The organism is Crinalium epipsammum PCC 9333 (genome assembly GCF_000317495.1).
Classification (GTDB): domain Bacteria; phylum Cyanobacteriota; class Cyanobacteriia; order Cyanobacteriales; family PCC-9333; genus Crinalium; species Crinalium epipsammum.
This window is the reverse complement of sequence record NC_019753.1, coordinates 4027812-4046816: the sequence shown is the minus strand read 5'-3', so window position 1 is coordinate 4046816 and position 19005 is coordinate 4027812. Positions and strand designations below refer to the sequence as shown.

The window sequence follows — 19005 nt, the reverse complement described above, 5'->3', positions numbered from 1 at the left end:
GAGAATAAAACGTTCCCAAGAGTCTCCAACTACTTTAAGTAGAAAAAGTACGCCGATCTGTTTGTTTTCCTTACTCGCTCTGATCTTAAATTCAACTTATTAACGAATTTCTTCAGCCAGCCAGGAAAATACACACTTTACAAAAAAAGAATGATTTTTTGTAGTTGTAAGTGTGCCGAATCAAAGGAACAGAACTAAAGGATAAAAAGCCTTTAGGATAACAAAAATGGAAATTATTGGTGCGAACTTTCACTGCAACCTTTCGGAGATTCACCTAAATCAAATTGACCCAGATAACTACAAAGAACAAGAAGAAGCTTTCTCTGCTAGTGCATTATCTGTAGCAGTTTTACTTAACCATAAATTTCAGGAAGAACGCTACCAAAAATCACGAGAATTAGATCCCATTGTTGGGGTATCTTTCACAGGATTATTTGATTTCTTTGTGCAAGCTTTTGGTGTAGATTGGTTGCATTGGTGGGCTGAAGGAAGACCCCAAACTGCACAAGGATTAGAGTTTAAGCGCCAAGAAGAAGAGTATTTAACTCGTTGGCGTGAGACTGTGCATCGAACAGTGTGGGATTATTGCGATCGCCACGGCATAAAACGCCCCAACCGTTGTACAACAGTGCAACCTTCGGGGACAAAATCTCTCCTTACAGGTGCATCACCAGGATGGCATCCGCCCAAGGCACAACGTTTTCTACGACGGATCACCTTCAGAAAAAATGATCCAGTCGCCCTTGCCTGTATTGATTACGGATACAACGTTATTCCTTCTCAATCTGATAAGGACGAAAAGGGTAATCTGCTCAACGATCCTTTTGATCCCCGTTGTTCAGAATGGTTAGTAGAAATACCTGTAGCTGTACTGTGGGCAGATTTACCTGGTGCTGATCAAGTTGACATCAGTAAATTTAGTGCGATCGCGCAACTAGATTTTTATATGCAGGTACAAAAATTCTATGTGCGACACAATACCTCAGCCACTATCGAGCTACGGGAGAACGAAATCGAAACTTTAGGCACTCGCCTCTACGAAGCCATCCGAGATGACGAAGGCTATATCTCAGCCGCCCTTCTAGCTCGGTTTGACGACCTGCAAACCTTCCCACGCTTGCCATTTGAGCCAATATCTAAGGCAACATATAACCAGTTGATGCAGGAAGTAGTAGTACGGCGCAAAACCGATGATTTCCATGCTGCCTTGAGCCAATATGACTTAGGAGAGATGGCAGAATCAGGACCAGCAGGTTGCGACTCAGATAAGTGCTTATTCTCTGAACAAAAACTTTAATAACTTCATCGGGCAATCTTAAAATTAAGATTGCCCAAGCTCACCAACCCTACCAAAAGAAACGCTAGAATCCAAAGGAATTAAACGAATAAAGCGACAGGATCGAGGATAATTTCCATGTTTCTAGATGAACTAACACCAATATTTAAAGAACTTACCCAACAACCGAGTGCTTTCTTCGGTGGGTTATTCTCTGGAATGTTTCGGCTTAACTTAGCTGATGAGCCAGTCAATAGCTGGCTAAATCAACAGACAGGTGCTACTAGCTCAACGTCTTCTACCATTGGTAGCGAAAATGGCAAAAGCAGTGCGCCCCAGTCTATTTCTATCGACTAAAGTAGAGACTGCACAGAATAGGTCTCTACTTAGTAATAAGATTGCTCTGTGGAGAAATCAACAGAGCAATTGTTTTCAATCTCCCAGGCAAATACCTAGACCTCTAGCAGTTTTGACTAAAGTATCTTGAGGATCAACAGCACGATATTGACCGATCGCTTCAGTAATCGGGACACACCCAACTTGACGATTTTGCCAAGTTACAACGTGGTCATACTTACCAGCAGCAATCAAATCAACTGCCTCAACACCAAAAGCTGCTGCAATTAATCTGTCTTGTGGTGAAGGAATACCGCCTCGCTGTATATGTCCTAAAACCGTAACTCTTGTTTCTGCACCACTAGCACCAGCAATTTCTTCAGCTAAATATTGACCAATTCCACCTAAACGACACTCCCCAAAGCGATCCATTTTCTTGATCAAATCGCCTGCTTCTGTGCATACCGCTTCTGAGACAATCACAATCGAAAAGTTTTTTCCTTGAACTTGACGTTCTTTAATTTTGCGACAAACTTTTTCTAGAGTGTAAGGAATTTCAGGAATGAGGATTACATCTGCGCCACCAGCGATCCCCGCATTCAAGGCAATATGTCCAGCATCGCGCCCCATCACTTCTAGGATCATTACCCTACTATGACTAGCAGCAGTGAAGTGTAAGCGATCCAATGCTTCAGTAGCAATGTTGACGGCTGTATCAAATCCGATAGATATCTCCGTAGAACCAACATCATTATCAATAGTCTTGGGAATTCCGACTAAATTGATCCCGCCTTGCTGGGCAATTTTTCGCAGAATTGCCAAACTACCATCACCACCAATCCCAATTAAGGCATCTAACCCTAACTTATGGTAATTGTCGATAATTTCATGGGAGCGATCGCACAAACTACCATCAGCCATCGGAAAAGCAAAGGGATCACCTTTATTTGTTGTCCCCAACACCGTTCCACCCATAGTCAGTAAAGAATCTACCCGATCAATCTCCAACTTGGTTACATCAGGTGGATTAGTCATTAATCCCAAAGTAGAGCGACATATACCTAAAACTTCCCAGCCATAAGTGCCGATAGCGCGATGCACAACAGCACGAATTACAGGATTAAGTCCAGCACAATCACCACCACTCGTTAGAATACCAATGCGTTTGTCTGCTCCCATATTGAAAAATTCTCTATTTTTAGTGTTACCTAAGCCCTGAATCTGTATTTGACCTTAATTACTTACCCTTGCACAAGAAAGTAAGTGTAAAGATTTTTATGCAAAGACTTTCACTTTAAATATCTTTGATAAGCGTGGGGGAGGATGTCACTCCTTTAGCTTTACTGGTGGGAAGCCCCGCACTGTACTGTAATCAGTCAGTGTTGGGATGAGAGCCTGGGTAATCAAGTGGGTTCAATACCCCCTTAATTGCCAAACTCCGAATGTATTGACGAAGAATATCACTTTGGGTTCTTTCGGTGATTCGGCAAAACTCATCGAGATGTTGCTTTTCAAGATCAGAAATTCGGAGAGAAATATTCTTCATGTACTGCCTAAACAATTGTTTTTGCGTTAAAATGGTAGCATGAGAACAGCCTACCAGTATCGACTACGACCAACAAAACAACAAATTACTGAGCTTGACAGATGGCTATCTATGCTATGCGCTCAGTACAATTATTTGTTGGCTGATAGATTTAACTGGTTTGAACAGAACCGGAGTCCTATCAATGCTTGCCCCTTAGTTTGTCACCTACCAGAACTGCGAGATAACCCAGATTATTACTCGCAGAAAAAAACGTTGCCTCAACTCAAAAAGACTCATCCTTGGTACGGAGAAATTTACTCTCAAGTCCTCCAAGATGTAGTTAAAAGAGTTAAGTTAACATTTGATAGATTCCTTAAAGGTGACAGTAACGGTAAACGTAGTGGTAAACCTCGGTTTAAAGCACGTAATCGTTACCGTACCTTTACTTATCCCCAGATAAAAGATGGATGCTTGCAGGGCAACTTAATTAACTTACCAATGTTTGGTAAGCTTAAGTTTGTTTTGCATCGTCCGATACCTGATGGTTTTAAGATAAAAACAGCTTGTATTACCAAAAAGGCTGATGGCTTCTACGTTACGTTATCTCTGGAAGATGCGACTGTTCCTGAAATTACACATGATTTTAACCCAAATAAAATTACTGGGATTGATGTTGGTTTAAAAGAATTTTTGACAACTTCGGAAGGCGAAACTGTTGCTATTCCTCAATATTATCGTAAAGCCCAAAAACTGTTAAAGGTAATTCATAAACGGTTATCTCGTCGCAAAAAAGGAAGTAATAGAAGATTAAAAACCGTAAAACAACTAGGGAAACAGCATAAAAAAGTTGCTGACAAACGCAAAGACTTTCATTTCAAAACTGCTAACAACTTATTGAAAAAATATGATGTCGTTGCAGTTGAGGATTTGAATATAAAAGGTCTTTCTCGTACTAGATTAGCTAAATCTGTTTTAGATGCTGGGTGGTCAAGTTTTGTATCAATACTAACAAAGAAAGCCGAAAATGCTGGTTTGTTAGTGGTAGCTGTAAACCCAAAAAACACATCTCAAGACTGTTCTAATTGTGGTGAAAAAGTACCTAAAAAGCTGCATGAACGTTGGCATGATTGCCCTCATTGTAGATGTAATCTAGACCATTGGTGACAAGTTAAGGAAAAGAGAAAATTGTCAAGGGTGGTATTTGGCTAGGTCAAAAATCGTGAGAAACTCAGTCTAGACAAGTAGTTGAGCGATTTAGACCAGCCATGACACAAAGCCGAAAAACCAATCGAGACCATGCGAAAAAGAAACAACGACCACTGGTGGAAGACGAAGTAATAGCCAAGCAATTGGAAAAATTACTGACACCAGCCATTACAAATCAAGAAAATTACTACCGAAAATTAGGACTCAGAGAACGGATACTGAATTTACCGTTGATGATGGCGGCGGTGTTGACCTTGCTGTGGCGAGATGTGGCAGGAGTCAGAGAACTAACAAGAATGTTAGCCAGAGATGGTTTTCTGTGGTGTAGTCCCACAAAAGTTAGTCAACAAGCGGTATCACAAAGATTTTTAACATTTCCATCTGAATTATTTGAAAAAGTATTTAAAGATTTATTGCCGAGTTTAAGAGCAACTTGGCATAGTAGAAATCAACGTCCATTGCCAGAAAGTATTCAATTTACCTTGTCAAAATTTGAGAAGATTTGGATAGTAGATGGGTCAACATTGGAGGCATTGTTTAGGAAGTTAAAAAGCTTAGAAGAGACTCAAAGAGGGCAATTAGCCGGAAAAATGAGTACAGTAATTGATTTAATGACTAGATTACCTGTAGAAATTTGGTTTGAAGAAAATTCTAAAGCTTCTGATATTAAACTTGAAGAAAACATTCTAAATTTAGTAACAAAAAACACCTTGCTGTTATTGGATAGAGGGTTTTATCACTTTAATTTTTGGTTTCAATTAATTGAGAAAAAAGTAGATTTTATAACGAGAATAAAAAAGGAGCAGCAATCAAAGTAGAACAAATATTTACCGATAGTTATGAACTGAGAGATCGGAAGATACGCTTTGGTTCTGGCACAAAGAAGACTCCATTTATTACCTTGCGTTTGATTGAAGTCAGGTCAGGAAAAACCTGGCATTCTTATTTAACCAGCGTCCTAGACCCTAATATTTTACCCCCTTATGTGGTAGCAGATTTATATCGGCGGCGGTGGCGGATTGAAGATGCTTTTAACACAGTCAAGAGGCTTTTAGGTTTAAGTTATTTATGGACGGGTTCAATCAATGGAATTAAGTTACAAATTTGGGCGACCTGGTTATTTTATGCGGTTTTAGTAGATTTAGGTGATGCCGTAGCAGATGAACTTGCTCTCCCCTTCGACGAGATTTCATTAGAAATGATTTATCGCGGTCTTTATCATTTTACTATGGCTCATCAGAAAGGTAAGGCAACAGACCCCGTTAAGTATTTTGCTGATCCCGAAAATCGAGATTTAGGTATTATCAAACAGCAACGAAACCCCAATGTTAAGTTGATTGTCGCTCCTTTTCCCAATCTTCAACGAGGGTCTGACCAGTTTTTTTCAACAATTCTCTGAAAGCCTCTTGACAAAACAGTTACAGGCTTAACTTGTCACCAATGAATCTAGACCGTGACCACAATGCAGCGATTAATATTAAAAATAGGGCTGAGGGTCATCCAGTCCTTAAAGCGCAACGCCTCCTAAGCATTAGCCGGATTGGTTGCGAAGCCCACACTGTACTTGGTACTCCAAGTCAGTGATGGGAGATGTCACACACCTAATTAGAAATACCTACTTAAAATAGAAAGTGACGACCAGGCATATTGCTCGTCTCAGGGTGGTACTTCTTTTGTAGTTGCCCTAAAAACGGCAAGCGCCAAAGAGCGATACGGAGGACGATTTCATGGTAGACGTGGCTCAACCTTTGGTGCAGGAACAAGCACTAGATCGGGACTGCACGACCCTATCTCGTCACGTCCTGCAACAACTTCACAGCTTCTCAGCAGAGGCACAAGACCTCAGCGCGATCATGAATCGCATTGGTTTGGCAGCGAAGCTAATAGCGCGTCGCCTCAGCCGTGCTGGTTTAATGGAAGGTGTTTTAGGCTTTACTGGTGATGTGAACGTCCAAGGAGAATCCGTCAAAAAGATGGATATCTATGCCAATGACGTATTTATCTCAGTATTTAAGCAAAGTGGGTTAGTCTGTCGCCTCGCCTCAGAGGAAATGGACAAACCTTATTACATTCCTGAAAACTGCCCAATTGGACGTTACACTCTGCTTTATGACCCGATTGATGGTTCTTCCAACGTTGATATTAATTTGAATGTTGGTTCCATTTTCTCGATTCGTCAGCAAGAAGGTGACGATCTTAATGGAGAAGCTAGTGATTTATTGCAAGATGGGCATAAACAGTTAGCGGCTGGGTATGTTCTTTATGGTCCCAGCACAATGCTAGTGTATTCCATCGGTACTGGTGTCCACGCTTTCACTCTTGACCCCAGTTTAGGTGAATTTATCCTGTCTAATGAAAATATCCGTGTACCAGAACACGGTTCCATTTATAGTGTTAACGAAGGTAACTTCTGGCAATGGGATGAATCACTCCGAGAATACATTCGTTATGTCCATCGCCAAGAGGGTTACACTGCACGATATGGTGGGGCGTTAGTTGGAGACATCCATCGAATTTTTACTCAAGGAGGCGTTTTCCTATATCCTGGTACGGTTAAAAAGCCTGAAGGTAAACTGCGACTACTCTATGAATCTGCCCCTCTAGCGTTTTTGATGGAGCAAGCAGGTGGTAGAGCCAGTACCGGAACCCAGGATATTTTAGATGTAGTGCCTGAAAAAATCCATGCGCGGACACCTTTGATTATTGGCAGCAAAGAAGACGTAGCATTGGTGGAGTCTTTTATACAGAAACAGGCAAAGGTATCAGGCGAAACTGTGAGCAGCAATTCTTGAAGCCGAGAAGATTGGGATCGCAAGATTACTATTAAAATCCCCACAATTGCTCCTGTTTGTACAAACTAAAAGTTTAACTTTCAATGTCAATAGCCAAATTCATAATTTTTTAGGAGTCAAGAAATGACTGCAACAGAAAAGAATCCTATCTTTACAATTGAAGAACAATACGGTCAAAGTATCTGGATGGATAATTTGACCCGCGATTTAATTAAATCCGGTGAATTAAAAAGTTTAATTGAAAGTCGCGGTTTACGTGGGATCACTTCAAATCCCAGCATTTTTGAGAAAGCAATTGTAGGTAATGCTACTTATGATGCTGATATTGAAGCTGGAATTAATGCCAAAAAATCAGTGCAAGAAATTTATGAATCATTGGTTTTTGAAGACATCCGCAACGCTTGTGATACCTTCCGATCAATCTATGAAGAATCGAAAGGATTAGACGGTTATATCAGCATCGAAGTACCACCAACGATCGCACATGATACAGAGAAAACAATTGAAGAAGCCCGACGCTATTATCAGCAAATCGGTCGCGAAAATGTGATGATTAAAATTCCTGGCACATCTAAAGGCTTGCCAGCAGTGGAACAAGTTATTAGTGAAGGAATTAGCGTCAACATTACTTTACTATTCTCGGTCAACAGTTATGTAGAAACTGCATGGGCTTACATTCGAGGTTTAGAAGCACGAGCAGCGAAAGGTGAAGATATTAGCAACATTGCTTCAGTAGCAAGTTTCTTCTTGAGTCGGATTGATAATAATATCGACGCTAAAATTGATGCCAAGCTGACTAAAGGAGTTGACAGACTAGAAAAAGAAGCTGTGCTTCGGGCTGTCAAAGGTAAAATTGCGATCGCCAACGCTAAGATTGCTTACCAAAAGTATAAAGAAATAATTCAAAGCGATCGCTGGCAAGCACTAGCAGCTAAAGGAGCCAAAGTTCAACGTTTACTGTGGGCAAGTACTAGCACTAAAAATCCTGAATACAGCGATGTAATGTACGTCGATGAGCTAGTTGGACAAGATACAGTTAATACCTTACCACCAGCAACTATTGAAGCTTGTGCCGATCATTGCGATCCTGCTAGTCGGATTGAAACAAACGTTGATCAAGCTTATAACCTGATAGAAAGCCTCAAAGATCCCGACATTGATATCAATTTAGATGAAGTAATGGACGAACTTCTATCTGAAGGAATTGATAAATTTGTGCAACCATTCCAATCTTTGATGAGTTCTCTAGAAGAGAAAGTCAAGAAACTAGCAACTGTGTAGAGAGAGGGAGGAGAGAGGGGAGAGGGGAGAGGAGAGAAAAGGAATATATTAGACCTATTGCATAAATCGTGTATTTCATCTGCGTACCCTTCGGGAAGCGCTAAGGCGCTATATCTGCGTTTATCTGCGGTTAATCTGCGTTCTAAACAACAAAATCATGATTTTTGCAACAAGCTAATTGATCTTCGCCTCCCTAGCTTTCTCATCTCCCCATTGAAATTAGGATTTTAAAATATGGTTACACTTTTAGAAAATCCCCTGCGCGTGGGTTTGCGGCAGACAAGAGTACCAGAACCGCAAATTTTGGTAATCTTTGGCGCATCTGGAGACTTGACACAGCGCAAGCTAGTGCCAGCAATTTATCAGATGAAACGCGATCGCCGACTACCGCCAGAAATTACTGTGGTAGGTGTGGCACGGCGTGAATGGAGCCACGACTACTTCCGCGAACAAATGCGGGAAGGCGTAGAGGAATTTGGGGGTGGTATAGGCTCAGAAGAAAAGTGGCAAGACTTCGCCCAAGGTTTGTTTTACTGTCCAGGTGATATCGACAAACCAGAAAGCTACCAGCGCCTGAAAGAATTTCTCAAAGAACTAGATGGACAACGCGGAACTCAGGGAAACCGTGTATTTTACCTCTCAGTTGCTCCGAAATTCTTTCCCGAAGCCATCCGCCAGCTAGGTGCGGCGGGAATGATGGAAGATCCGATGAAAACCCGTCTGGTAATTGAAAAACCATTTGGACGGGATCTTAGCTCCGCTAAAGCTCTTAACCAAGTAGTGCAAAAAGTCTGCAAAGAGCAACAAGTTTACCGAATAGACCACTATCTAGGTAAAGAAACAGTTCAAAACTTGCTGGTTTTCCGGTTTGCCAATGCAATTTTTGAACCCTTGTGGAATCGCCAATTTGTAGACCACGTTCAAATTACAGTAGCAGAAACTGTCGGTGTTGAAGACAGGGCAGGTTACTACGAAAGTTCAGGTGCTTTGCGAGATATGCTGCAAAACCACCTGATGCAGATTTTTTGTCTAACAGCGATGGAACCTCCCAACTCCTTAGACGCTGATAGTATGCGTACAGAAAAGTTGAAAGTTCTGCAAGCAACCCACTTAGCTGATGTGCATAACTTAGATGTTTCAGCCGTGCGGGGTCAGTATACAGCCGGATGGATGAAAGGTCAGCGAGTTCCTGGTTACAGAGAAGAACCAGGAGTAAACCCCAACTCCACAACCCCAACTTATGTAGCTATGAAGCTGCTGATTGATAACTGGCGTTGGCAGGGAGTGCCTTTTTACCTCAGAACTGGTAAGCGGTTGCCCAAGAAAGTCTCGGAAATTGCCATTCAGTTTCGTGAAGTTCCCTTATTAATTTTTCAATCTGCTGCTCAACAAGCAAACCCTAATGTATTGGTGATGCGAATTCACCCTAATGAGGGAATTTCTCTCAGGTTTGAAGCAAAAATGCCTGGACCAGATCTGCGTTCTCGTTCAGTAGATATGGACTTTAGTTACGGTTCTTCTTTTGGAGTGACAAGCTCTGATGCTTACGATCGCCTGTTAATAGATTGTATGCTAGGCGACCAAACTTTGTTCACTCGTTCTGATGAAGTAGAAGAAGCATGGCGAGTTGTAACACCTGCGCTCTCGGCTTGGGACGCGCCAACAGATCCATCATCAATTCCTACTTATGAAGCAGGAACCTGGGAACCCCAAGAAGCAGAACAACTGATTAACCAAGATGGTCGTAAGTGGCGCAGGTTGTAGCTGCTAGCTTTTAGCTGTTAGCTATCAGCCAAAAAGCGAACATGACAAACGAGAAGTTAGGTTCGATCTAATAGCTGATCGCTGATAGCTAATTAATTAATAATTCAAAATTCAAAACTTATAAATATTATGGCAACACAATCACCTCCAATGGTTCCGCTACAGTCGCCCAAAGATGTCTCAATTAATGAGCTTGAGGCGGAACTACAGCAAATTTGGCAAAGCTACAACAATAATGGCGATGGGGACTCCCCCTCGGCGACGAGGGCGACTACGTTTAGTTTTGTGGTTTATGAACCAGAAGAAACCCAACAGCTTTTGGCAGCACTAGGGTTTTATAGAGGTCCGATTGATGGGATCGATGGGCCGCTAACGGCATCAAGTATCAAGGCGGCTCAGAAAGCTTACGGGCTACCGATAACAGGTAAGCCAGATGATAAAACTGTCGCTCTTCTGCGGGAGAAATTTGCTAAACTTAGCCCTGCTGCTGAAGATAACGACGCAGATGCAGTTAAACGGTTAGCGTTTTCAGACGATCGCGGGTTTGTAGTTGCAGATGCGATCGCTGCTGCTAACCCTTGTCGGATCATTGCCTTATTCCCCACAACTGGAGAAGATCAAGGCGTAACCGCACAAGTGTCTGCTTATTGCCCAATCAATAAACACAGCAATAACACCTTAGTCTGCTGTGAATACGTCACTATTAAGGGTACGACTGAAGCACTAGAACGCAACGGCGGGGTTGTCAGTGAGTTAATGATTAGCGATCTACCTAAGTTTTTATGGTGGAAAGCTACACCTGACATTAATAATGCTTTATTTAAGCGACTGGCAACAATCTCTACTTCTGTAATACTTGACTCAAGTTCTTTCAATAGTCCCGAAGCTGATTTACTGCGGGTATTCAATTTATTTGAACAAGGCATTCCTGTAGCGGATCTCAACTGGCGACGCATTGCTGCTTGGCAAGAATTGGCGGCTGAAGCTTTTGATCCACCAGAACGAAGAGCATCCGTCAGGGAAATTGATCGCGTAACAATTGATTACGAAAAAGGTAATCCTAATCAAGCTTTGATGTTTCTAGGCTGGTTGGCAAGTCGCCTACAATGGCATCCTGTCTCTTGTACAGAAGAATCTGGCGATTATGACATCAAACGCATTCATTTGGTTACAGCAGATCAACGGCAAGTAGAAGCTGAGTTAGCTGGAATTCCCACAGCCGATTGGGGAGAAATTGCTGGTGATTTAGTGGGTTTACGTTTAGACTCTACCAATGAACAAGCTGATTGTTGTACTGTGCTTTGTTCAGAAACCAGTGGTTGTATGCGGATGGAAGCTGGTGGTAGGGCGCAATCTTGTCGGATTCTACAAGTAGCGCCTTTAACTGACCAAAAGCCTGAACAGTTGTTAAGTCAGCAATTGCGTCGCTGGGGTCGCGATATGCTTTACGAAGAAAGTTTGGCAGTGACGGGGCAAATCCTCCGCTTGAATGTGTCAGACGAGCAAAATTAATTCTTAAGATGAAAGAGTGTAGATTAATCTACACTCTTTTATTTTCAAGGGGTGATAAGTAGGTCAACAGAATTAATTGTAAAACCCCACCCCCAGCCCCTCCCCGTCAACAGGGAGTGGGGACTAATTGTTTGATATTTTTTAAGGTGGAGCTACTTAGCTGATGAAAAAAGTTTTAGCAATCAAGTTGATAGTACTAGGATTGGTTAGTCTAAGCATTGAATCTGCTGTAGCACAAACTCAACCACAACTACAAAAACCAGCTATAACCACCTACGGTACACCAACAGATCCAGATACAGCAGATGTATCTATCACTTCTAGTGTGACGGCACAAGAACTACGCTTTAAAGTAGTGCCTAATTCTCAAATTCAGTTTCCAGGTAGTCCTCAAAGAAATACAGGTTGGCAGACTGAAAGAGTAAATTTACCCAAACCTGTGCAAGCTGGTGTTACTTATCGCAATATTGGTATAAATCTGGAAATCACCAGTGTATTTAGTGATATTGACCGCATTGTTTCAGAAGCTTTGGGTGAAGTTCAAGCATCACCTCAAGTTAGTCCCGTTGTTCCTCCTATTACTCAACCAGGAGAAAATCAACGATGAATTACTATTTTTTTAAAGCTAAATCAATGGGGTTGTTACTGTTTGCTTCAGCGAGTATTAACTTGATGTTATGCGCGATCGCATCGGCTCAAAGTGAACCTACTCAAATCTTAGACACTAACTCACAAACTGAAAACAATAAACCACAATTTAGTAATATTGTCAACAATTTTGAATTGAATATTACAAATCAGCAGATTAATCAACAAAACTACCAAGCATCAACATCTATTGCCGTTGGTCAATTATCAAAAAATGGCATAAATTTGAATATCGGTGCATCTGTGCAAGCTAGCCAAATAAAAATGCAACTACGAAATATTTATGGACAAGTACATTTTCGAGCAAGCTCAAAAAGGTTGCAATAAAATATTTTTTCTCATCCTCCTGGTATAAATTTAGATAAATAATTGTAAAACTCAATACATTTATGCCTCCAGATCAAGTGTGTAACCTAGAGCTATCAAGGTAAGATAGATGCTCTAGCCTCAGATATAGAACTGTAGGCTGATGCAACTGAGGATTAATTAACGCAAATGTGGGGGAAGGAAAAAGCAGTGAGAAAAATACCGTACATAAGTACTGCGATCGCATTCATCTTGGCTGCTGCAATACCTGCTACTGCACAGCAAAAAATAGATCATTCTATTTTAAATACTGAACAACCAGAAATTGCTAATTCATTATTACAAAACAACTTACCAATTAATTCTATTTCATCTAACCAATTAGCTATTAATACTGCCCTACCCCCTATTCCTATTCCTAGAACAACAGAGGGTAAACTAGAGTTACTTAAACAATTAGAATCTCAGTTAATAGCACAACAGCGTCCCTCCACAGTACCACCTGTTGCGCCTGTAAATTCTACACCAAATCAACCAGTGAGATCGCAACAATCAAGTACTAATGAGCCTGATGTCCTGCTAGATGTTCCGAATTTATCAGTAGAACAAATTAAATTAGTTGTAGAAAATTTACGCGCTCATATTTCCCTTGATGCCAGACTAGCAAATTTGTTGCAGCTAACGGCGGGTGCTGATGTCAGTATTGATAAAGTTGATCTCGATATTAAAGGGGTAAAAGCCCAACTACTTTTAAAAGTGCGCTTAGAAAATGTTGCCAGAATTATTGACCGCACCCTCACAACTATTGATCGTAATCCCCAAATTCTAGAACGTCTGTTACAAACAGTTGATAACACAGTTGGGACAGTTGGAAATGTAGCAAATACCGCCTTGCAACCAGGTGGTGTAGTTAGTCAAACAGTTGGGACAGTTGGAAATGTAGCAAATACCGCCTTGCAACCAGGTGGCGTAGTTAGTCAAACAGTTGGCACAGTTGGGCAAACATTGAATAATGTTACACAGCCAGGAGGTTTACTCAGCCAAACAGTAAATACACTAGGTCAAACAGTACAGCGCACCATTGACTCCACAGGTAACATAGTTGAACGCACAGCTAATAATACTGGTGGATTGCTAAATCAGAGAGTAGTAGGTAATCTAGCTTCCTTGCGGGTATTGAGTGAAACTAGAAACACGGTTGGGCAGATTGTTCGTCAAGTGCAAGATAATTCTGGTGCAATTATTGAATATACTCTTGACTCAGCAGGCAAGATTACCAACCCACGTATTATCCGTGCGGCAACAAGCGGACAAAGGTAAAAACTCACCCCAACAGTATAAGTAGGTCAACCTAATTAAAGGTAAAATCCTATCCCTTGTCCTGCTACAACCGACGGACAGGGTAATATTTTAGATATTAAAAATTACGCTAACTGAATAAGCACGAATTGCAATATCTACTGTTGCAATAGTCAACTATAACTAAGCTTGATAAAAAGAATGAAATGATAGAAGATATTAGATCTGATATATTTTTACAAATACAAAATCCGCTAGTGAAACCCTCTTAATGACTGCCCATTTAGGAAATGAATCGGGTGTGTATAAAGCGAACTAAGCCAGAAATTATTCCCATTAGTATTACCAGGACAAGTTGATAGAGAGGAACGAAAAGAAATGCTAATCCGCTCTGAGGGTCAGTGTTGATAAAAAAAGCATCTATGTAAAAGTAAGTTCCCCAACCAAATGCCACTAGGGATGTAATCAAAATAATGATTGCTTCAGTACGTTTGTTAGCGAAAATACCCATTAATGAAAATACCATATAGGGTAGCAGTAACCAGATGGTAAACCCACTCAACAAAGATGCTAATCCGCCACCTGCATAAATTAAGATCCCCAGTGCTACTATCATTCCCAAAATTGAACAAACCTGAATGGCAATCTGAACTGGCAGCAATTTCATATCACTTCCTAAAGAAACTTTGAAATTTTATTTTCTGCTATAATATTAAACTTTAAGATATTTCGGTTGGTGAACTAATCTGTTGTTGTTAAAGATAGCTAAAATAATCTACTCACAATACCTTTAATCAACTGATGGCGTTAGTAATTGCGGGTGAACGTAGTGGAGTAGGCAAGACAACTATTACCCTGGCGATGCTGGCGTGTTTGCAGCGTCGGGGTTTGCAGGTGCAATCTTTTAAGGTTGGTCCTGATTATATTGATCCTATGTTCCATCAGTATGTTACAGGGGGTGCTAGTCGGAATTTAGATCCGGTACTAACCTCAGAAGATTATGTACAGCAGTGTTTTACTCGCCACATTCAAAGTGTAGATTACGCCTTAGTAGAGGGTGTGATGGGTTTATTTGATGGGGTAAAGGTGACTGGGGACTGGAGACTGGGGACTGGGAAGAATAATTTTGAGTTGAATTTGGATAATGATGGCGCGACAAATCAAATAAATTCCCATCCCATCGCTAATCACCAAATACTTACTGATTTTGCAAGTACGGCTCATATTGCGCGTTTATTAAGTTTACCTGTAGTTTTAGTAATAGATTGCAGTCGGTTATCGGGTTCGGTTGCTGCGATCGCACACGGTTATCTTTCCTTTGATCCCCGCCTCAAAATTGCAGGTGTAGTATTAAATCGGGTTGGAAGCGATCGCCATTTAGAATTACTACAAGACGCTTTAGAACCTTCACACCTACCGATTTTAGGAACTTTCCGACGGCAGGATAATATAAATATACCTGATCGCCATCTAGGTTTAGTACCCACAGGTGAGATTGCCGAGTTAGATAGTTTGATCGACAAACTAGCTTACTTGGGCGAAACTTGCTTTAACTGGGAACTATTATTACCACTATTAAAAGCAGAAACTAACTCACCTCAAAACCAAGATGAAATTCCTTCTATAGCCCCTCCCCGAATTTCGGGGAGGGGTTGGGGTGGGGTAAACCCAGATAAACATAATCGCATTTTGCAGCCTCTCCAAAATTCTCTGAAAAATATGGAAGGAGTACGCATTGCAGTTGCACGCGATCGCGCGTTTAATTTTTATTACCAAGACAACTTAGATCAGTTAAAAAATCTAGGCGCAGAACTAATTTTTTGGAGTCCCTTAACCGATACAGAATTACCTGAAAATGTGCAGGGAATGTATTTTGGGGGTGGGTTTCCTGAAGTATTTGCCCAAGAACTATCTAATAATACCTCAGCAAAAGACACAGTTAAGAAAGCTATCTTAGCTGGAATGCCTACTTATGCCGAGTGTGGCGGGTTAATGTATTTGTGTGAGGATATTGTAAACTTTGAGCAGCAGTCATATCCAATGGTAGGGGTGTTGCCTACCACTGCCGTTATGAGTTGTCGCCTTAGTTTAGGATATAGAATAGCGATCGCACTTCAAGATAGTCCACTCTTATCAAAGAGTGCAACCGTTTGGGGACATGAGTTTCATCGCTCTTTTTTATCTAAAACACCTACTCAGCCTTTATATAATCTACATAGCTATTCTGCCCATACTTCAGCCACAATAGAAGGGTGGAGCCTGCATCAGCTTCATGCTTCATACGTGCATCTTCATTTTGGTGCTAATCCACAAATTCCCCTGCGCTTTTGGCAACACTGCTATCAGTGGCAATTCAACGCCATTACATAACTTAAATAGCTGGGTGGAAATAAACTTAATATAAACGCTGGTCATTGTTAATTGTTAAGGGAGGTTATAAGCGTGGAAGTGGAGCTTGCGGTTTATCAACAGCGATGCTTAGATAATTTAATCTGGGCAATTAAGGAATTAGAAGGTCAAGTTGAGTCTGATCAACTTGAAAGAATAGCAGAACTGATTATCGCAACAATGGCTGGTCCTTGGCGCTATTTCCATACCCCCGAACATATTTTCGAGGTGGGTGAGTCAGGAGATGCGGTTGAAGTATTGGCAGCTTTATTCCACGACTTAGTTTATGTGCAAGTCGATCAAGGTGTGAGTATTAATATTAGCCGTCATATCGCTCCTTTTATTAAAGAAGTCCGTGGCGAGTTAGTTATACTTTCAGAAGATGAACTGCCTAAAGATCAAATGTTTGAGCTTGCGGCGGCAATATTTGGCTTTGCTCCTAATCAAGCGCTCTCTCCATTTGCAGGGCAGAATGAATTTTTAAGTGCTGTTATTGCTGCTAAGTCTTTGGAACCTTTTCTAAAACCGAGTGCAATTGCTGAAATATTAACTTGTATTGAAGCCACAATTCCTTTTCGCTCTAAGTCATCAACAGGTTTAACTTGCAGCGAGATTTTATATCAGCGTTTAGTTGCAGCTAATCATCAGTTTAACTTAGGATTGAAAGATGCGGAAATTGTAGAATCAGTTAAGCGAGCAGTGCGGTTAAGTAACCGAGATGTAGAAAATTTTTCTACTGAACATTCTGCCCATTTTCTTGATAATACATGGAATCTTTTACCTGAAACTAACCACCAGCTAATTAATCCTAATTCTTACACTGTACGTGGTTACAGGACATCCTTGCAAAAAATGGAAGGTTTTATCAGCTTCCTTAAGCCTGAAGTTGTTTTTAATCAATTTCAGGGATATCCAGATGATGAAAGTTTTGCTGAGTTGATTGCTCGAACTAAAAAAAACTTAGAAGTTGCGAAGCTTTATTTAGGAATCAAGTTAACTACAATTGCTCTTTTAGAAGCCTTGTCCTGCCGAATTGGTCTGGATATCCCTATTTCAACTATGATGGGTGAATTGCCTGCTTATGGGCAAAAGGTAGCAGGATTAGAACATTATTTACCGTCAGTTGATAGCAGTTTCAAAGCAGAAAATAGTATAGAAAATGAAGTATTTGAGTTATTAGATAAAGGTAGGAGTCAAGAATCAGCTTATGATTTAAAAAATTCGCCATTAGCTACATTTATTATCCAGTCTGTAGGCTTTGAGCAAAGTCAAAGCTTGCTGGTTAGAGCTAAAGAGTTTTTTAAAGGTGATATTGAAGCTGAAGACTTTTTAAAAGATTGCCATCCAGATATAGTTGCTGCACTCACTGAATCAGTTGCACAACTTTTTGATACTCGTAAAGCGGCATTGCATGGAGTTTACTAAAAGCAGTAGAGACCGCTATGGCGTGTCTCTACATTCCTTACGGTCTGATTTTGATAAAAGCGATCGCTTGTCGCCAAATCAAGGTAGTTTGTGTGGAATCGTCAGCTAGACACAAGCAATCTGTATCCTGCCAAATAACTCTACCTTTTAATAAATCATTAGTTAGCAGTTTCACTTCAACTTCTTTTTTATCTTTAATGAAGTTTTGAACTTGACGGGTGCTGGGTAAATTGGTATCCATTTCAGACATAAGCAAATCTTCTATTTTTTCCTAAAATTTGATGATTGTGATTTGTTAAGTGAAAAGTTTGCAGGTATAACCTATCTAATAGCAAATAACGGAGATCGGTGATGACTGTTAAATTTACAAAGTATCATGGGCTGGGTAATGATTTTATTCTGATTGATAATCGTGCCTCGTCTGAGCCTTCTTTAACGCCAGATCAAGCTATACAGTTGTGCGATCGCCATTTCGGGATCGGTGCTGATGGTGTGATCTTTGCTTTACCAGGACAAAACGGTAACGACTATTCTATGAGGATTTTTAACTCAGATGGTTCAGAACCGGAAATGTGTGGTAATGGCATTCGCTGTTTAGCTAAATTTATAGCTGACTTAGAAGCTCAAGATATTAGCTCAGATCCGAATAATATTACCCCTCGTTCTTATAAGATACATACTCTGGCTGGTGTAATCACACCCAAACTCGAAAATAATGGTCTGGTGACAGTAGATATGGGTTTACCCCAGCTTACAGCATCAGAAATCCCTACAACTTTGGCTCCAGCAGATCAAAAAGTTATTAATCAACCCCTAGATGTAGCTGGAAAAACTTGGTTAGTTACTTGCGTGAGTATGGGTAATCCCCATTGTCTAACATTTGTAGATGATGTTGCTGCTATTAGTTTAGAAACTATCGGAACTTTGTTTGAGCATCATGCAGTTTTCCCACAACGTACCAATACAGAGTTTATTGAGGTAGTACGACCAGATTATCTGAAAATGCGGGTGTGGGAACGAGGCGCTGGTATTACTTTAGCTTGTGGTACAGGTGCGTGTGCGACTGTGGTTGCGGGGGTGTTGAATGGAAAATGCGATAGGCGTGCTACAGTCGAACTCCCTGGGGGTTGCTTAGAAATTGAATGGTCAGAAATTGATCAACGGGTTTATATGACTGGCGCTGCGGAACAAGTCTTTACAGGTGTTTTGTAGCAGTTAGCTTTTAGCGTTTAGCCACGCTAGTA

General features: G+C 40.9%; 16 protein-coding genes and 2 pseudogenes. 14 read left to right on the top strand and 4 right to left on the bottom strand.

Going from position 1 to position 19005, the window contains the following annotated elements; genetic code table 11:
- Window positions 1-229 precede the first annotated feature (229 nt).
- Both nrdJ and CRI9333_RS17665 read left to right on the top strand, forming a co-directional pair.
- Window positions 230-1297, top strand: a pseudogene (gene nrdJ, locus CRI9333_RS17670) (ribonucleoside-triphosphate reductase, adenosylcobalamin-dependent); the annotation flags it as partial.
- Window positions 1298-1414: 117 nt separating this feature from the next.
- Window positions 1415-1633, top strand: coding sequence for a hypothetical protein (locus CRI9333_RS17665; protein ID WP_015204541.1), 219 nt, complete (start codon window positions 1415-1417; stop codon window positions 1631-1633).
- Window positions 1634-1708: 75 nt separating this feature from the next.
- Here the strand turns inward: CRI9333_RS17665 and CRI9333_RS17660 are convergent, their stop codons facing one another.
- Together CRI9333_RS17660 and CRI9333_RS27410 are read right to left on the bottom strand one after the other, a co-directional pair.
- Window positions 1709-2791, bottom strand: coding sequence for an ATP-dependent 6-phosphofructokinase (locus CRI9333_RS17660; RefSeq protein WP_015204540.1), 1083 nt, complete (start codon window positions 2789-2791; stop codon window positions 1709-1711).
- 193 nt (window positions 2792-2984) lie between these two features.
- Window positions 2985-3158 (bottom strand): hypothetical protein, encoded by a 174-nt coding sequence (locus CRI9333_RS27410; protein WP_015204539.1) that lies wholly within the window; start codon window positions 3156-3158, stop codon window positions 2985-2987.
- A 39-nt stretch (window positions 3159-3197) separates the two neighbouring features.
- Between CRI9333_RS27410 and CRI9333_RS17655 the strand changes: the two genes are divergently transcribed.
- From CRI9333_RS17655 to CRI9333_RS25085, 9 genes and pseudogenes are all read left to right on the top strand, one after another.
- A complete protein-coding gene (locus CRI9333_RS17655; protein WP_198013581.1) occupies window positions 3198-4304 on the top strand; it encodes an RNA-guided endonuclease InsQ/TnpB family protein in 1107 nt (368 codons plus the stop codon).
- A gap of 155 nt (window positions 4305-4459) precedes the next feature.
- Window positions 4460-5745, top strand: a pseudogene (locus tag CRI9333_RS17650) (IS4 family transposase).
- Window positions 5746-6073: 328 nt separating this feature from the next.
- On the top strand, window positions 6074-7138 hold the full coding sequence (fbp, locus tag CRI9333_RS17645; RefSeq protein ID WP_015204538.1) for a class 1 fructose-bisphosphatase: 1065 nt from the start codon (window positions 6074-6076) through the stop codon (window positions 7136-7138).
- A gap of 123 nt (window positions 7139-7261) precedes the next feature.
- Window positions 7262-8419, top strand: coding sequence for a transaldolase (tal, locus tag CRI9333_RS17640; RefSeq protein WP_015204537.1), 1158 nt, complete (start codon window positions 7262-7264; stop codon window positions 8417-8419).
- Between the two features lie 234 nt (window positions 8420-8653).
- Complete coding sequence (zwf, locus tag CRI9333_RS17635) at window positions 8654-10183, top strand: glucose-6-phosphate dehydrogenase (RefSeq protein WP_015204536.1); 1530 nt, start codon at window positions 8654-8656, stop codon at window positions 10181-10183.
- A gap of 129 nt (window positions 10184-10312) precedes the next feature.
- The gene (gene opcA, locus CRI9333_RS17630) at window positions 10313-11695 is read left to right on the top strand and encodes a glucose-6-phosphate dehydrogenase assembly protein OpcA (protein ID WP_015204535.1); all 1383 of its coding nucleotides are present in this window, start codon (window positions 10313-10315) and stop codon (window positions 11693-11695) included.
- A 163-nt stretch (window positions 11696-11858) separates the two neighbouring features.
- Complete coding sequence (locus CRI9333_RS25090) at window positions 11859-12302, top strand: hypothetical protein (RefSeq protein WP_015204534.1); 444 nt, start codon at window positions 11859-11861, stop codon at window positions 12300-12302.
- On the top strand, window positions 12299-12670 hold the full coding sequence (locus tag CRI9333_RS17620; RefSeq protein ID WP_015204533.1) for a hypothetical protein: 372 nt from the start codon (window positions 12299-12301) through the stop codon (window positions 12668-12670). Before CRI9333_RS25090 ends, CRI9333_RS17620 begins: the two co-directional genes overlap by 4 nt.
- A gap of 189 nt (window positions 12671-12859) precedes the next feature.
- Window positions 12860-13969, top strand: coding sequence for a hypothetical protein (locus CRI9333_RS25085; RefSeq protein WP_198013580.1), 1110 nt, complete (start codon window positions 12860-12862; stop codon window positions 13967-13969).
- 262 nt (window positions 13970-14231) lie between these two features.
- On the opposite strand, the gene CRI9333_RS17610 is transcribed toward CRI9333_RS25085, so the two are convergent.
- Window positions 14232-14615: a hypothetical protein gene (locus tag CRI9333_RS17610; RefSeq protein WP_015204531.1), complete on the bottom strand. Its 384-nt coding sequence runs from the start codon at window positions 14613-14615 to the stop codon at window positions 14232-14234.
- Between the two features lie 134 nt (window positions 14616-14749).
- On the opposite strand from CRI9333_RS17610, the gene CRI9333_RS17605 reads away from it, so the two are divergent.
- Window positions 14750-16318 (top strand): cobyrinate a,c-diamide synthase, encoded by a 1569-nt coding sequence (locus CRI9333_RS17605; protein WP_015204530.1) that lies wholly within the window; start codon window positions 14750-14752, stop codon window positions 16316-16318.
- A gap of 72 nt (window positions 16319-16390) precedes the next feature.
- Window positions 16391-17761 carry a hypothetical protein gene (locus CRI9333_RS17600; RefSeq protein ID WP_015204529.1) on the top strand — a complete coding sequence of 457 codons (1371 nt, stop codon included), beginning with the start codon at window positions 16391-16393 and terminating at the stop codon, window positions 17759-17761.
- 37 nt (window positions 17762-17798) lie between these two features.
- On the opposite strand, the gene CRI9333_RS17595 is transcribed toward CRI9333_RS17600, so the two are convergent.
- A complete protein-coding gene (locus CRI9333_RS17595; protein WP_015204528.1) occupies window positions 17799-18011 on the bottom strand; it encodes an Hfq-related RNA-binding protein in 213 nt (70 codons plus the stop codon).
- 101 nt (window positions 18012-18112) lie between these two features.
- Here CRI9333_RS17595 and dapF point away from each other — a divergent pair, with 101 nt between their 5' ends.
- A complete protein-coding gene (gene dapF / locus CRI9333_RS17590; protein ID WP_015204527.1) occupies window positions 18113-18973 on the top strand; it encodes a diaminopimelate epimerase in 861 nt (286 codons plus the stop codon).
- Window positions 18974-19005: the final 32 nt, after the last annotated feature.

What these genes read in the sequence shown, in the direction of transcription:
- CRI9333_RS17620 (WP_015204533.1), top strand. Translation starts at nt 12,299, where the DNA reads ATGAATTACTATTTTTTTAAAGCTAAATCAATGGGGTTGTTACTGTTT.
- tal (WP_015204537.1), top strand. Translation starts at nt 7,262, where the DNA reads ATGACTGCAACAGAAAAGAATCCTATCTTTACAATTGAAGAACAATAC.
- CRI9333_RS17595 (WP_015204528.1), bottom strand. Translation starts at nt 18,011, where the DNA reads ATGTCTGAAATGGATACCAATTTACCCAGCACCCGTCAAGTTCAAAAC.
- CRI9333_RS27410 (WP_015204539.1), bottom strand. Translation starts at nt 3,158, where the DNA reads ATGAAGAATATTTCTCTCCGAATTTCTGATCTTGAAAAGCAACATCTC.
- CRI9333_RS17665 (WP_015204541.1), top strand. Translation starts at nt 1,415, where the DNA reads ATGTTTCTAGATGAACTAACACCAATATTTAAAGAACTTACCCAACAA.
- CRI9333_RS17605 (WP_015204530.1), top strand. Translation starts at nt 14,750, where the DNA reads ATGGCGTTAGTAATTGCGGGTGAACGTAGTGGAGTAGGCAAGACAACT.
- dapF (WP_015204527.1), top strand. Translation starts at nt 18,113, where the DNA reads ATGACTGTTAAATTTACAAAGTATCATGGGCTGGGTAATGATTTTATT.
- opcA (WP_015204535.1), top strand. Translation starts at nt 10,313, where the DNA reads ATGGCAACACAATCACCTCCAATGGTTCCGCTACAGTCGCCCAAAGAT.
- CRI9333_RS17660 (WP_015204540.1), bottom strand. Translation starts at nt 2,791, where the DNA reads ATGGGAGCAGACAAACGCATTGGTATTCTAACGAGTGGTGGTGATTGT.
- CRI9333_RS17610 (WP_015204531.1), bottom strand. Translation starts at nt 14,615, where the DNA reads ATGAAATTGCTGCCAGTTCAGATTGCCATTCAGGTTTGTTCAATTTTG.
- CRI9333_RS17655 (WP_198013581.1), top strand. Translation starts at nt 3,198, where the DNA reads ATGAGAACAGCCTACCAGTATCGACTACGACCAACAAAACAACAAATT.
- zwf (WP_015204536.1), top strand. Translation starts at nt 8,654, where the DNA reads ATGGTTACACTTTTAGAAAATCCCCTGCGCGTGGGTTTGCGGCAGACA.
- fbp (WP_015204538.1), top strand. Translation starts at nt 6,074, where the DNA reads ATGGTAGACGTGGCTCAACCTTTGGTGCAGGAACAAGCACTAGATCGG.
- CRI9333_RS25090 (WP_015204534.1), top strand. Translation starts at nt 11,859, where the DNA reads ATGAAAAAAGTTTTAGCAATCAAGTTGATAGTACTAGGATTGGTTAGT.